This window comes from Thalassospira lucentensis, from assembly GCF_011806425.1.
In the GTDB taxonomy this organism is placed as follows: domain Bacteria; phylum Pseudomonadota; class Alphaproteobacteria; order Rhodospirillales; family Thalassospiraceae; genus Thalassospira; species Thalassospira lucentensis_B.
Map to the genome: position 1 here is coordinate 453,713 of NZ_JAATOV010000001.1, position 12,745 is coordinate 466,457.

Genomic DNA, 12,745 nt, shown 5'->3' on the forward strand with positions numbered 1-12,745 from the left:
CAATACAGCCAACGAGCTAAGTCGGCGCATTCATATACAATTGTATATATATTAGGACGCCCTACAGGGCAACCACATATACTACGCTAAATAAGAATAAGTTCATATTTGATCGGTTTTGAAAAGGCCAAAACACGGCATGTCAGATTCTGTCAGATTCTGATCATTTCCGGCGGTTTAACGCGGTGCGCGCAGGACTTGCGCGACCAAATTATTGCTCGCGGAATGCGCGCTCAAAGCTGTTGGTAATCGGGGAGAACAGGTAGGAAAGGACGGTCCGCGCCCCTGTCACGATCTCTAACTGGGCTGGCATTCCCGGTGACAGGATCATGCCTTCATGCTCAGCCAGACTTTCAGCATCAATTTCTATCATTGCTTGAAAGTAAGATCGGCCTTCGGAGTCGGTCAGACGATCGGGCGAAACTTCGGTCACCGTGCCCTTGACCGGTGCGAACCAGCGTTGGCTAAAGGCCGTTACGCGGATATTCACCCCAAGCCCCTTGGAAACAACATCGATGTCATTGGGCGACACCCGTGCTTCAATCACCAAGCGATCATCAAGCGGCACAATTTCAAGCACCTTGGCACCGGGTGGAACCACGCCACCAACGGTTGTGAATTGCAAGTTGGTCACCGTGCCATTGCGCGGCGCAATGATGTTGGAGCGCACCAAAATATCCTCGGCCGAGCGCAACCGTTCATGCAAATCGGAAATCTCGCCCTGAATATCACGAAGTTCGGTATTGATGGTTTGCAAATTATCGCGGTTTAGCTGCGACTGGCTGGCTTTAACCTGCTGGATTTGCTGTTCAATCCGCGCAATATCGGATGAAAAGCGTCCAATATTACCAAGCGTTTCCACCAACCGGCTTTCAAGCTGCAACAACCGGGTACGCCGCGCATAGCCAAGCTCAACCATCGGCTTGACCATCGCCAGTTCTTCTTTAACGATCCCGACCTGTTGCTCGGCGGCGGTTTTTTGCTCGCGCGTGCCGATAATCTCGCGGCGCAATTCCTTGATCCGCTCGTCATACAGCTCAAGCTCCCCGGCAAAGGCGCTGCGTCGACTTTCGAACAGGGTTCTTTGGGAATCAGTGATCGAGAAATATTTGGGATCATTCAAGGGATCAGGAAACACCAGCTGATCTTGGTTGGCGCGCTCGGCTTCTAATCGTGTCTGGGTCGCCAGCGCATTAAGATAGCGGTTATTGAGCAAATCATAACTGGCCCGCGCCCGGGTATCATCCAAGCGGATCAACACATCCCCGGCCTTAACTTGCGTGCCATTGCGCACCAGAATTTCGCGAATAATCCCGCCTTCAAGATGCTGTACACTTTGGCGCCCGGAAAACGGCGCGACCAACCCACTTGCGGTGGCGGCCGAGTTCACCCTTGCGGTTCCCGCCCACAGCAAAACCGACCCAAAACCAAGGATCAGAATCAAAAGACCGATCCGCACCAATGGCGTCACATCGGTATCAAGCTCACGTGCGGTTGGTAACTCCACCCCGGCCATCAAACGCCCCCTTGCCGACGTTGCGCCGATCCTTCAACCACACGCAGTTGCGGGCGCGTTCGGCGCGGCTGGCTTGGTGACGGGGTTGCAGATTGTTCTGCCGCTTGGGCGGCGGGGCGGCGCGGGCGATCCGCATCACGTTTGGCGGCTTCGCGCTCTGCCTCTTCGCGGAATTTGCGCATGCGGCTGGCGGCGGCTTCGCGTGCTTCGAACATGGCCTGCGCTTCGGCCTTTTTACGCTCGGCCGTGGTCAGCTGCACCTGTTCACGCACATTGCGCTTGGTACTCAGTGGTTTTTGCGTTGGTTCTGCGCGCCGAGCGGCAACGGGCTTTTTCGCATCACGCGGCGGCGTTGCAGCCGGTTTTGCTTTTGCGGATGCGGCCACCAGTGCGGTTTCTGATTTTTCCACAACCGGGCGCATGGTCATCATGGTTCCACCCGGTGTCGGTGTTGGCGTTGGCGTTGTTTTGGGCGGTGTTGGTTGCGATGCCGATTTCGGCTTATCAATCCCGGCCGCTTTCTTTGCTGCCTGTGCGCGGGCCGATCCACCGGCGTCATCCCCGGTGCCGAAATCAACAATTTCCGGCATCTCATTTTCGGACGCAACTGCCGCAGGATGGGTGACAGGTGCGGTATTTTTTTCCACAATCGGGCGCGGTGCATCCGGGTTGGGTACGGCAATCTGTTTGGGGCTAATGCGCATTTGCCCATCGGTCGATGCCGCAACCTTCGACGTTTCACGTGCGGGTGCGGGTGCGGGTGCGACTTCGTTCACCCCCCCCGACGGACTTGGCCCGGCCAACGCGGGCTTGGGGGTCTTGGGCTGCTGAACAGGGACAACCTTAATCTGACCATCGGCAAGGGCAAGGATCGCATCCGCCCGGCTCAGAATTTCACGCTCATGACTGACGATAAAGGTCGTAATGCCATTACGCCGCAACACATCAATCAACTCGCAAATATGGGCAACACCACCGTCATCAAGCGCGGTTGTCGGCTCATCAAGCAGCAACAAACGCGGTCGGGCAAACAGGGCCGCGGCAAGCGCAATTAACTGGCGTTGCCCCCCCGAAAGGTTCCGTCCCCCACGATCCACACGGGTTTCGTATCCGTCCTGAAGATCCAGGATAAACTTATGCGCCCCGGCAAGCTCGGCCGCCTGAATAATATCGCGCATTTCTGCACCGCCCAGACGGGCAATATTTTCGGCGATTGTTCCAGGGAACAGGAACGGGTTCTGCGATAAATAACCAATTTGCGTGCCGATATCGCCACGTTCAATCCGGGATGCTTCGACCTCGTCAAGCTTCACCGATCCAGATCCGGGCAACCAAATGCCCATGATCAGTTTCAAAAGGGCGGTTTTCCCCACCCCGTTAAACCCGGCAATCGAAATAATCTGGCCCGGGCCCGCCTTAAACGAAAAGCCTTTAAACAGAACACTGCGACTATTGGGCGGCGCAAACACAAGCCGATCAACCGCCACAGCCATGCCGCGACCACGTGGCAAGGGGGCGGGAATGGACGGTTTCTTTTCAAGCAGAATTTTGTTGAGGCGATCAAACGAACTGCGCGCGGAATTCCAGCTGCGCCATGCCGAAACCGCACCATCAAATGGGGCCAAGCCCCGCATACCAAGGATCATGGATGCCACCATAATCCCGATGGTGATGCTTTCGGTCAGAACCAGATACGCACCCACACCGATAAAGCACACCTGCATCGACAGGCGCACGAGATGCGAAAGCGTGGTTGATGTTCCAACCCGGCGGCTGGACTGGCCTTCCCAATAAAGCGAGTCAGATTGATCCGCCTGCCAGCGTTGCCGCGCGGATGGCGTCATGCCCATGGCTTCCATCGCCTCGGCATTGCGGACATAGGTTTCTTCCTGCGCAATCCCGCGGTTCTGACTTTCTTCGGATCGGTCGACGGAAATTCTTGATGCGGCTTCGTTGGCAATCGCAATCAGGATCAACAACACTGCCCCGCCGCACGCGACAAGGCCAAGCCGGGTGTCAAAAACAAACACCACCCCAATATAAACCGGCGCCCACATGAAATCGATCATGGCAAACGGGCCGCTGCCGGTCAGAAAGCCGCGCAAACCATATAAATCGCGCAAGGGCCGCTGACGCATTGGCGTACCACGGGCAGATTGCTGCACCACATGGGCAAACAGCTCCCCACCCAGACGAAGGTCAAGTGCTGTTCCCACCCGGATCAATACTCGGGATCGCAACTGTTCCATCGATGCAATGAACAAAAGAACAAGACCAATACCGACTGTCAAAAGGGCCAGCGTGTCGACACTGCGGCTTGAAAGCACGCGGTCAAACACCTGCATGGAATAGATCGGGATCACCATGTTGAGCAGGTTGATCACCATGCTAAATCCGCCCACGAGCGCAATCGACCGCCAGAACATCCGTTCCAGCGGGGTCCGATCCCCTTCGCGTCCCGCATCCGCTTTGCGGTTTGGCCGGATTTTATCCAACAGGCCCATCTTGTCCTTTCCGGTCTTACTCATCGCTGGCGGCAACGCTTTCACCGCGCATAATATTTTCGCATATGCCCATGGCGCACGCCAATCGTCCCGCGCAGCCCTCCTGCGACGGGTATCCTATCCGATTGCATACTTCCACTATTCTAGGCCAATATATAAGGATGTGTTAACAAATAGGCGTAAAACCCTTCATTTCCTTGCATTCTGTGTCAAGAAAATCGCTTTTGACGACCTGATATCGCCGCCCAATACGCAATCAGGCCCGCATCGCGCACCGAGTCTTTGCAACACCGTTTCGGAGTCTCTGGCTGGTCAGAATTAAAACAGCGGAAACAAAACGCTTGTTTCGAGGGTGCCTCCAACCGCCTTCCCGGCACTGTCAAATCCCCCCATCGAAACGCAAAAATTCTTTGAAAAAGGGGCCACGCCCCGCGCATAATCGCCTCATGTCGTTTCAGTCCGAGATGAAAAACAAATCCGACCTTGGCCCCTGCCCGATTTGTGGTCGGCCGATGCTGGCCGGGTCGACAGTTGACCGCCATCATTGGCAGCCAAAGTCACAGGGCGGCACCGAAACAGACTGGCTGCACCGGGTCTGTCATCGGATGATCCATCGCCTTTTTGACGAGGCCACCCTTGCGCGTGAATTCGACAGCCCGGAAAAGCTGACACGTCATCCCGACATGATCAAATTCATCAAATGGGTGCGCAAAAAGCCAGCTGACTATATCGACTGGCCCGAAAGTAGCGGACGATATGGCCGCAATCGCGCCAACCGGCGATAAAGCTGCACGTGGATTGGCGCACTTATGGGCCCGCACAAAAAACCAAAGATCGGCGCCATTGCCCCACCCCTGATACGTTTATCGTTTACGCCAATGCGCCTATCCGGGTACTTAAGGTGCCAATCACCTAAGATGCACATGATCAATCCGGGGACCCACCATGCCAAGTGCCGATATGCTTAATGACCTCATTCCGGTGTTTGTCACCCTGTTCGTGATCATTGATCCACTTGGACTGGTCCCGGTTTTCATCGTGCTGACACAGGGCACAAGTGCCGCCCACCGCAGACGCATGGCGATCCGCGCCTGTCTGACCAGCTTTTTCATTCTGGCTGCTTTCGCGCTGATTGGCGAAGGATTGCTCGGCATCTTTGGCATTCACATGCCCGCCTTTCGCATTGCCGGAGGCACGCTTTTATTCTTGATCGCGCTTGAAATGCTGTTTGAAAAACGCAGCCAAAAACGGAACCAACGCGCCGAACAGGTCCATCAGGAACTCGAAGACGACCACGATTCCGACGACGAAGCCGCACCTGCGCCCAAACCCGCCAAAGCGCAAAAGGGACCAGAACACACCATCCCCGATGAAGAAGCCGACGATGTGTCGATCTTCCCGATGTCGATCCCGTTTCTTGCCGGGCCCGGTGCGATTGCGTCGGTCATGCTTCTGATGGGGAAATTTGAAAACAACATCGCCATGCAAGCCAGCGTGATTGGCGTTGTCGCCATCGTCATGGTGATTGCTTTTATTTTCTTCCTGCTGGCAAACGTGGTCGCCAAACGCCTCAGCCCGACCGTCGCCACGGTGGTATCACGCCTGCTCGGCATGATCTTGGCCGCCCTTGCCGTGCAGTTCATCATCGACGGGATTAAGCAGGCGTTTTTCTAAGCGTCTCGTAAATATCGACGACCCAAAAGAATGAGGGAGGGCAATTTGCCCTCCCTTTCTCGTTCTACACACGAAGTATTCCTGATCAATCCCACCGCTTCGCAGCGCGCAGGATCGCATCCGTGCCGATCTGATAATGCTCGTACAGCGCGATGCTGTCGCCGCACTGACCAAAGGCATTCACGCCAAGCGGGGCAACCGCGTGCCCACGGACGGAGCCAAGCCACGCTAACGCCGCCGGATGGCCATCAATTACCGTGACCAACCGTGCATCCGATGCAAGGGGTTTTAGCAAGTTTTCCACATGTGACATTTTGCCATCAGACTTGCCTTCAAGCCGTGCACGTTCCAAATCCTGCCACTGGTTATAGAGCCGATCGGTTGAGGTCACGGCCAAAAGACCCAAGCCCGGATGATCGTCGGACAGTTTTTCCCACGCGGCAATGGCTTCGGGCGCCATCGCCCCGCAATAGGCAATCACCATCTTGCAATCATCGCCTGGCTCACGCAGCCAATAGCCGCCTGAAACGATGTCTGATTTGGTTTCGTCCGACAGTTCACGTTTGGGCTGTTCAAGCGGTTTGGTTGAAAGACGCAGATAAATCGATCCGCCATCCTTGGCCTGCATATGGTCAAACGACCACCCCATGATTGCCGCAACTTCGTCGCCAAAGCTTGGCTCAAAACTGGTCAGGCCCGGCTGGCCCATGCCGATCATCGGGGTCGAGATTGACTGGTGCGCCCCGCCTTCGGGGGCAAGTGAAATGCCACTTGGGGTCGCCACCACCATAAAGCGCGCATCCTGATAACAGGCATAATTCAACGCATCCAAACCGCGCGCAATGAACGGATCATACAGCGTCCCGATCGGGAACAAGCGCTCACCAAACAGACTGTGCGACAGACCAAGGGCAGCCAAATTCAAAAACAGATTGTTTTCGGCAATGCCCAGCTCGACATGCTGACCACTTTGCGAACGGATCCATTTCTGGGCTGAGGGGACTTTTCGTTCGCGGAACTCATCAGCAAGGTCCGCACGGCCAAACAATCCGCGCTGGTTCACAAACCCGCCAAGGTTGGTCGACACCGTCACATCGGGCGATGTCGTCACAATACGATCCGCAAGATCGCTGTCTTTCAGCTTCGCCAACTCATTTAGGATTTTGCCAAACACTTCCTGCGTGCTTGATGTATCTGTGCGCGTATAGGGCATATCAGGGATGGCAATGATATCGGCCTGTTTGTGGCGCGGAGCACTGTCGTTAAACGGTGCATTTTTGATGTAATCGCGAATTTTATCCGCCGAAACATCCAAGCCGGCGGCAAAATCCCACTCTTGGCCGTCTTCAATCCAATTTTGTTTCTTAAACGCGTCCATTTGCGGGACATTCATCAGACCCGCATGGTTATCCTTATGGCCCTGAAGCGGGGTGCCGTACCCCTTGACCGTATACGCAATAAAGATGGTCGGTTTATCATTAGGCACCGCGTCAAAGGCGCTCAGCACTGCTTCCATGCAATGACCGCCCAGATTGGTCATCAGATCATGAAGCGCATCATCTTCATATTCCCCCAACAGGCTGGCCAGCGCATTGTCACCCGGCACGTCGCCAAGAATTTGTTTGCGCCACGCGGCCCCACCCTGGAAGGTCAATGCGGAATAGATGTCGTTGGGGACGTCGTTAAGCCATTTCTTGAGTGACTTGCCGCCCGGCTTGGTAAAGGCCTCGTTGAGTTTCCCACCATATTTAATCGTAATCACGTTCCAGCCGACCGCGCGGAAAAACCGGCCAATTACACGGAACAGATGGGCATCAATCATGCCATCAAGGCTTTGGCGGTTATAATCAATCACCCACCAGACATTGCGAATGTCATGCTTCCACGTATCAAGAAGCGCCTCATAGATATTGCCTTCGTCAAGCTCCGCATCGCCAACAAGGGCCACCATGCGACCGGGCTTTTCATCTTGGGGCAGCATATCTTTGTAGCGCAGGTAATCTTGCGTCAGGGCGGCGAAGTTCGTTACCGCTGCGCCAAGACCAACCGACCCGGTTGAAAAATCAACCTGATCACCATCCTTGGTCCGCGATGGATAGGATTGCGCCCCACCAAACGCCCGAAAGGCTTCAAGCTTTTCCTTGGTCTGGCGGCCAAACAAGTAATTAATCGCATGGAAAACCGGGCTTGCATGCGGTTTGACCGCGACCCGGTCCTGCGGGCGCAGCACATTGAAATAAAGGGCGGTCATCAAGGTGGTCATGGACGCACAACTGGCCTGATGCCCACCGACCTTGATGCCATCGCGCTTGGGCCGCAGGTGATTGGCATTATGGATGGTCCAGCTTGATAGCCACCGCACCTTTTTCTCGATCTGACCGAGCATCTCAACATCTTCGGCCTTCATCTGACCGGTTGAGGTAACATCGATAATTTCACCGATTTCCGGGGTGGCATCTTGTGTGGACATCTTACGTAACACCTTTTGATGGGGCTTCTGCACGTGCGGTTAAACGGGTGGCAATATTCCGGTATTGATTTACCGATTTTCAAGCCGCCAGACAGGAAATCAAGATTCACCGCACCATTTTCACACAAGATTAGACAGATTTAGACAATCCTTGGAATTCACTGCGACGGTTCTGGCCAAACATTCGAATATCTCGTTTGAAACAATATTGCGCGCAACCGCCCCGCCACAGCGACGCGGACGATTCGACCGAACCCGCGCAAAGTGCGTTTCCCAAAACCGTGCGCCACCTTGGCCGCGAACAGATTGCGCTAGGGCCAAAAGTAGACTTGAAAAACCAACCAATGGCTTTATTCATGTTTTGGTAATGTAATAAAAAACGAAGGCATCCGGGGTAAACATGTCGATCACCGCCAGACTTCTTATTGTCCTGCCCGTCATTATTGTTTTCCTCGCAAACCCGTGTGCCGCTCAACCCAAACCAACTGCCGCCATCGTTCCGATGTCTTCTGGCTCCCCCTATTGCAAGGGGGAAATCCGTTGGGAAGATCACAACGAATATGACGTCGATCTTTTGCGGCTTGCCCTATCGCTAAGCGGCAGTGACATCACGGTTCAGCCATCCTGCGCCGAATACCCGACCGAGCAACGGCGCATCGCCATGCTGCTATCGGGTGATGAAATCAATGTTGTGCATTTTGGCACCAATGCCGAACGCGAAGAAAAACTGCTGACCGTGTATGTACCGGTCTATATGGGCACAACGGGATTGCGCCTTTTCATGACCCACCCCGAAGTCCTTCCCAGACTGGATAAGGTCACATCCGCGCATGCGCTTAAAACCTTCACCATTGGCCAAGGCATGGGCTGGCCCGATACTGACATCCTGCGCACCAACGGATTTTCCGTGACCGATGGCGGCTATATGTCTTTGCACAAAATGCTTGGCGCCAAACGGTTTGACCTTTATCCGCGCGCCCTTTGGCAGATTATCGGGGAATGGGAATGGATGCGCGAAGCCGCCCCAAACATTGTCGTTTACGACAAGATCGCGCTTTATTATCCCCAGCCAATCTATTTCTTTGTCAGCCCCAAGGCCCCCGACCTGCACAAAGCGCTTCAAACCGGGATGGAACGGGCCTTTGAAACCGGGAAGCTTTGGCACCTGCTGCAAAGCCATCCGGAAACAGCCCGGTCAATACAGGAAATCAACCTGAAAAACTTACGGGTTTTTCGCATTCAAAACCCGCTATTGCCGCAAAAATCCATCGACGTGATGAAGAAATACAGCATCTTCCAATAATGCCACGCCGCCGGAGTTGCGAGACGGCCAACACACAACCGCCCGGCAGACGAACGATTGTCGGTCCATCTGCCGGGCGGTGTTTTTATATCACAATCGGTTTTATTCGGCGGCAATCGCCATCTGATCACCATCAAGCGCCTGACCAAGATCGGCCAAGATATCGTCAATGCATTCAAGCCCGGCCGACAAGCGGATCAGGCCATCGGTAATCTGATATTGCGCGCGTTCTTCAGGTGTGTAGGTCGAATGGGTCATTGATGCCGGATGCTGAATCAGGGTTTCGGCATCCCCAAGGCTGACCGCGCGGGTAATCATATGAAGACCGTTCATCAATTTCCGGCCTTCTTCGATCCCGCCTTTAAGTTCAAATGCAATCATCCCGCCAAAGCGGTCCATTTGCTTTTTGGCCAGCTCATGCTGAGCAAAGCTATCGAGGCCCGGATAAAACACCTTGTCGACTTTCGGGTGGTTCACCAGAAAATCAGCGATCTTTTCCGCATTGTCGCAATGACGTTCCATACGAAGCTCAAGGGTTTTAAGCCCGCGCATGACAAGATTGCCATCCTGTGCCGACAGCACCGCACCGGTCATGTCCTTTAGACCGACCAAACGCACCTGCGTCATGTCCTCGGCCGTGCCAATCACCGCACCCGCCATCAAATCCCCGTGGCCGCCCAAATATTTTGTCGCGGAATGCACAACGATATCCGCACCACGCTCAATCGGGCGCTGCAGATATGGCGTGCAATAGGTGTTATCGACCACCACCTTAGCCCCACTTTTGTGGGCAATCGCAGAAATGGCTTCGATATCAACCAGGCGCATGTTCGGGTTCGCCGGGGTTTCGAAATAGACAATCTTGGTCTTGTCGGAAATCGCCTTTTCAAGCTCCGCCGGGTCGCTTAGGTCAACATGGGTGTGCTTGATGCCAAACTTTTCCAACCCGTGGCGGAAATAGGCAAATGTGCAGCCATACAAGGTCTGATCGACAATGATCTCGTCACCTGGCGCGATGAAGCTCCAGAATACAGACGTAATCGCCCCCATGCCCGATGCGGTCGCAACGGCGGCTTCCCCGCCTTCTAACACCGCCAAGCGTTGCTCAAGCAAATCAAGGGTCGGGTTGGCAATCCGGGAATAGATAAAGCCCTGCTCGTCACCAGCAAAGAACCGACCACCCTGCTCGGCGGTTTCAAACGCAAAGGTCGACGACATATAAACCGGTTGGTTCAACGCCCCATTGTGACTTTTGGGGTCATAGCCATGGTGAATGGCACGTGTGGCGAAACCGGTTTTGGCAGTTGAGTTGTGGCTGTTAGACATGAAAATCTCCCGACAATGCGTTTATTCTGCCGACATCCTCGCAAGCCATATGCCAGCCTGCCAAAGGGCGGTTTTCCGCCGTTATGCGCCATTGATTACCGGCCAAGGCGTACATATTTATTTACACCCATTTATCGCCAAGCTCCCAAACCACAGCGAATTCGATGGATTTCGTGCAAATCCAGATGTACACTTTTCGATACAGTGTAAACTTATCGGTACAGTCATGCGATTTGAAATCCGGGGCGAAAACAGGCTTGGCATTACGCGCGATGTGGTCAATGTTCTGACTGATCAGGGGCTTGATCTTCGCGCGTTTGAGGTCACCACCCATTACATCTATGCCGATATTCCCGCCATCCGCCCGGAACGGTTTCCGTTGCTGTCCCATGCCCTTAAACGCATTCCGGGTATTTCCGATATTCGCGAAATTGACCGCCTGCCAACCGAACGCCGCCGCGCACAGTTGCATGCCACCTTGGCCGCCCTTGGCGATCCGGTGATTGCGGTTGATGCGTCGGGGCAAATTGCCCAAGCCAACCCCGCCGCACAAACCATCATTGGCCTGTCTGAAAAAGACCTGCGTGATCGCGATATATCCTTTATTTTAAATGATCCATCTATTGAAGATTTGCGCCACAGCAAATTCCACCTGCCAGAGCGCGAGGTGACTTTGGGCGGGCAAACATACCTTTTGCAGGTGGAGCCAATCGGCCATGTCGATGATGGATCGGACATTGATGACGCCTCCCCCTGGGGCGGGGTGATGGTGTTTCACCGTGCTGCGCGGCTTGGCCGCGTGATCACCGCCCTTCAGGATCGCAGCCACACCGAATTTGACGACATTATCGGCGAAAGCCGCGCGATGACACGGGTGAAATCACAGGCCAAGCGCCTTGCCGCAATTGATGCACCGCTTTTGATCCTTGGCGAAACCGGAACCGGCAAGGAACTGTTTGCCCGCGCATCCCACCGGGCAAGCACGCGCATCGATCAACCCTTTCTGGCCCTAAACTGTGCCGCCATGCCCGAAGGATTGGCCGAAAGCGAACTGTTTGGCTATGCCGCCGGGGCATTTACCAGTGCACGGCGCGGCGGCAAGCCGGGGCTTTTGGAATTGGCTGATGGCGGCACGCTATTTTTGGATGAAATTGGCGAATTAACCCCGTATTTGCAGGCCAAATTGCTGCGCGTTTTGCAAGATGGCCGGTTCCGGCGCGTTGGTGGTACCGATGAAATTGGCGTTGATGTGCGGATCATCAGCGCGACCAACCGCGATCTCGAAGCCATGTCCCATGACGGCACCTTCCGCGAGGACCTTTATTTCCGCCTCAACGTCCTTGGCATCACCTTGCCGCCCTTGCGCGATCGGATTGAGGACATCCACGATCTTGCCCAATTTTTCATTGATCGCACCGCCCAGCAAACCGAACGGGCCACCCCGCATCTTGCGCAAGATGCCTTGGCGTGGCTGACGCAACACACATGGCCCGGCAATGTGCGCGAGCTTGAAAATACGCTGTTTCGCGCCGTTGCCCTGCTGGATGGCAACACCCTGACCGCCCGCGACCTTTGCGATGCTGCCACCGGCACGGCACAACACACATCAGAAACCGCGACCACCAACTTAAGCGACGCAAACACGCCAACCACGACACCCCCACATCATCGCACAGACATCATCACGGACGCACTGGCCGCACCGGACTTTGCAACAGGCATGACGATGATTGAACGTGAAATGCTCACCCGGCTTTATCCCGACTATCCCAGTTCGCGCAAACTGGCCGAACGGCTGGGTGTTTCGCACACATCGATTGCCAACAAACTGCGTAAATACGGCATTGGAAGCTGATCAGGGCAGCAGAAAAACCCACGAAAACCGCGCTAAACCAACAGCAAAACGGCTTTTATCACGTCTTGCATTGCGCTGTACGTTGCGCTGCGGCATG

The 12,745-nt window shown here is 54.8% G+C and carries 8 protein-coding genes; 4 read left to right on the top strand and 4 right to left on the bottom strand.

From position 1 onward, the window contains the following. Positions 1-211 precede the first annotated feature (211 nt). Complete coding sequence (locus HCZ99_RS02175; protein ID WP_167445223.1) at positions 212-1,516, bottom strand: HlyD family type I secretion periplasmic adaptor subunit; 1,305 nt, start codon at positions 1,514-1,516, stop codon at positions 212-214. Next, the gene (locus HCZ99_RS02180; protein ID WP_254869394.1) at positions 1,516-4,044 is read right to left on the bottom strand and encodes an ATP-binding cassette domain-containing protein; all 2,529 of its coding nucleotides are present in this window, start codon (positions 4,042-4,044) and stop codon (positions 1,516-1,518) included. Before HCZ99_RS02180 ends, HCZ99_RS02175 begins: the two co-directional genes overlap by 1 nt. 422 nt (positions 4,045-4,466) lie before the next feature. Between HCZ99_RS02180 and HCZ99_RS02185 the strand changes: the two genes are divergently transcribed. Next, on the top strand, positions 4,467-4,805 hold the full coding sequence (locus tag HCZ99_RS02185; RefSeq protein WP_254869395.1) for an HNH endonuclease: 339 nt from the start codon (positions 4,467-4,469) through the stop codon (positions 4,803-4,805). Between the two features lie 160 nt (positions 4,806-4,965). Further along, positions 4,966-5,694, top strand: coding sequence for a MarC family protein (locus HCZ99_RS02190; RefSeq protein ID WP_167445224.1), 729 nt, complete (start codon positions 4,966-4,968; stop codon positions 5,692-5,694). An 85-nt stretch (positions 5,695-5,779) separates the two neighbouring features. On the opposite strand, the gene HCZ99_RS02195 is transcribed toward HCZ99_RS02190, so the two are convergent. Beyond that, entirely contained in the window at positions 5,780-8,164 is a 2,385-nt protein-coding gene (locus tag HCZ99_RS02195; protein ID WP_167445225.1) for a transketolase, read from the bottom strand. A gap of 400 nt (positions 8,165-8,564) precedes the next feature. Between HCZ99_RS02195 and HCZ99_RS02200 the strand changes: the two genes are divergently transcribed. After that, positions 8,565-9,467 carry a hypothetical protein gene (locus HCZ99_RS02200; RefSeq protein ID WP_167445226.1) on the top strand — a complete coding sequence of 301 codons (903 nt, stop codon included), beginning with the start codon at positions 8,565-8,567 and terminating at the stop codon, positions 9,465-9,467. A 102-nt stretch (positions 9,468-9,569) separates the two neighbouring features. Here the strand turns inward: HCZ99_RS02200 and HCZ99_RS02205 are convergent, their stop codons facing one another. Beyond that, a complete protein-coding gene (locus HCZ99_RS02205) occupies positions 9,570-10,793 on the bottom strand; it encodes a methionine gamma-lyase (RefSeq protein ID WP_167445227.1) in 1,224 nt (407 codons plus the stop codon). A 226-nt stretch (positions 10,794-11,019) separates the two neighbouring features. Here HCZ99_RS02205 and HCZ99_RS02210 point away from each other — a divergent pair, with 226 nt between their 5' ends. After that, complete coding sequence (locus tag HCZ99_RS02210; RefSeq protein ID WP_167445228.1) at positions 11,020-12,648, top strand: sigma-54-dependent transcriptional regulator; 1,629 nt, start codon at positions 11,020-11,022, stop codon at positions 12,646-12,648. The last annotated feature ends 97 nt before the right edge of the window (positions 12,649-12,745 follow it).

Coding starts and splice junctions, on each gene's coding strand:
- HCZ99_RS02205 (WP_167445227.1), bottom strand. CDS start 10,793: ATGTCTAACAGCCACAACTCAACTGCCAAAACCGGTTTCGCCACACGT.
- HCZ99_RS02175 (WP_167445223.1), bottom strand. CDS start 1,516: ATGGCCGGGGTGGAGTTACCAACCGCACGTGAGCTTGATACCGATGTG.
- HCZ99_RS02200 (WP_167445226.1), top strand. CDS start 8,565: ATGTCGATCACCGCCAGACTTCTTATTGTCCTGCCCGTCATTATTGTT.
- HCZ99_RS02195 (WP_167445225.1), bottom strand. CDS start 8,164: ATGTCCACACAAGATGCCACCCCGGAAATCGGTGAAATTATCGATGTT.
- HCZ99_RS02210 (WP_167445228.1), top strand. CDS start 11,020: ATGCGATTTGAAATCCGGGGCGAAAACAGGCTTGGCATTACGCGCGAT.
- HCZ99_RS02180 (WP_254869394.1), bottom strand. CDS start 4,044: ATGAGTAAGACCGGAAAGGACAAGATGGGCCTGTTGGATAAAATCCGG.
- HCZ99_RS02190 (WP_167445224.1), top strand. CDS start 4,966: ATGCCAAGTGCCGATATGCTTAATGACCTCATTCCGGTGTTTGTCACC.
- HCZ99_RS02185 (WP_254869395.1), top strand. CDS start 4,467: ATGTCGTTTCAGTCCGAGATGAAAAACAAATCCGACCTTGGCCCCTGC.